Here is a 1,444-nt window from a genome sequence, read left to right on the forward strand (position 1 = left end):
AAATGATTACACAACACGTAATCTTTAATTAAATTCTTAACCTCAAAAATATAACTTTTCCGTTGTTCTTCTTCTAATTCTTCTAACTCTTTTTTTGACATTTTCAAGCGTTTTTCAAGGTTAAATTTTAGTGTTAGATTAGTGTTAGATTTTTTGCGTAAATTTTTGTACCAACAAACCTTATAAACGCCGTTATTATAACATTTTATCTTTAAATCATAAGAGTCAATTTGGGGTAAATTTTGTGTGTTAAGTTGGTCGTATGTCAAGTAAGGAACGACCAACTTTCCTCCTGTCATTTTTTGGTGGAAATCCAAAATATTTTGCTCGTCTTCCAAATAAATCATTTTCGGTCTACTCATAAAAAAAACTCCTTTCCAAATTCATGAAAAAGAGTTACAACACTACCAAATTTATCAACTTGATTTTATAAAACTAATACAGTAACATACAAGTTAACAAAAGTACTCGTTACAACACAATCTTTGGTCGGAGGGTGCTGTAACTCTTTTTTATTTATTTTAGCTATATAATAGCACTAAGAGCGTGTACGGTCTAATACAGAATCTGCACGCTCTTTTTTTATTTATTCCAATTTCCTTTTGGACATGGAACCTTTGAGCTATATGCCTTTTTATTGGTGCTTGCTTGGTCTAATCCCATTCAATCACTCACCAATATTTGCTTTCGCAATAGCATATAGCTCTTTTCCATATCAAAAGTTTTCTCGGCATAAATATCATAATAATTTCATTCTCACGACGCATAGGAAGCCATTTCAGACACTTAGGCATGATTCTAATACTTTTTTATACCTAAAAACGCTATCGCGCGGATATGAGCCTCTGAGCGCTGCCCAAACGCTTAACGGGTTCCACCCTTGCGTTTTCACAGGCTCATATCCGATTACACCTTAAACAACCAAATATCACAAATATCGTTGCTATGCGTCGGTTTCAGTTCTCCATTCTCGTCATACAAAGGAAAAATATTAACTAAATCTGCATAGCTTCCAGCGTACACATCAGGCAACGCTAACCCCTTACTACACCAATATTTACGCTTATACTTTCTCACAGGACTGTACAATAAATCTTTTGTAATATATTTAGTCATATAGCTACTCACTTTGGATTTTGAACGCATTTTTTGAACGTTTGTAAATCCATGTTTCCAATCAGAACAATTATATATTTTCTGATTTCTAAACGTCTTGCCACTATCAACCAAATTCGGTTCAATATACCCAGTTAACATATGCCAATGAATTTGACCGCTCTTGTGACGCTCTGGTATCGCTATATAATTAAACGGATTATCACTTTTGCGATAATGTGCAGTCCTCATTTTGTTGAGCCATTTACGCATTAACTCATAAGCTAGTTCATCGCTAACCTCACCGTTATATTTTTTCGGATCAAATAAGTCCAAAACATATCAAAAT

General features: G+C 33.9%; 1 protein-coding gene and 1 pseudogene. Both read right to left on the minus strand.

What is annotated here, in order from left to right; translation table 11 throughout:
- Positions 1-362 (minus strand): annotated as a pseudogene (locus JV528_RS12735) (rolling circle replication-associated protein); the annotation flags it as partial.
- 544 nt (positions 363-906) lie between these two features.
- A complete protein-coding gene (locus JV528_RS12740) occupies positions 907-1,347 on the minus strand; it encodes a rolling circle replication-associated protein (RefSeq protein ID WP_204254841.1) in 441 nt (146 codons plus the stop codon).
- Between the last annotated feature and the right edge of the window lie 97 nt (positions 1,348-1,444).

Origin of the sequence: Staphylococcus sp. GDB20D11A, assembly GCF_016893255.1 — a bacterium.
Lineage (GTDB): Bacteria > Bacillota > Bacilli > Staphylococcales > Staphylococcaceae > Staphylococcus > Staphylococcus aureus.

Excerpts from the sequence above, each read along its gene's own strand:
- JV528_RS12740 (WP_204254841.1), bottom strand. The coding sequence starts at position 1,347 with ATGAGGACTGCACATTATCGCAAAAGTGATAATCCGTTTAATTATATA.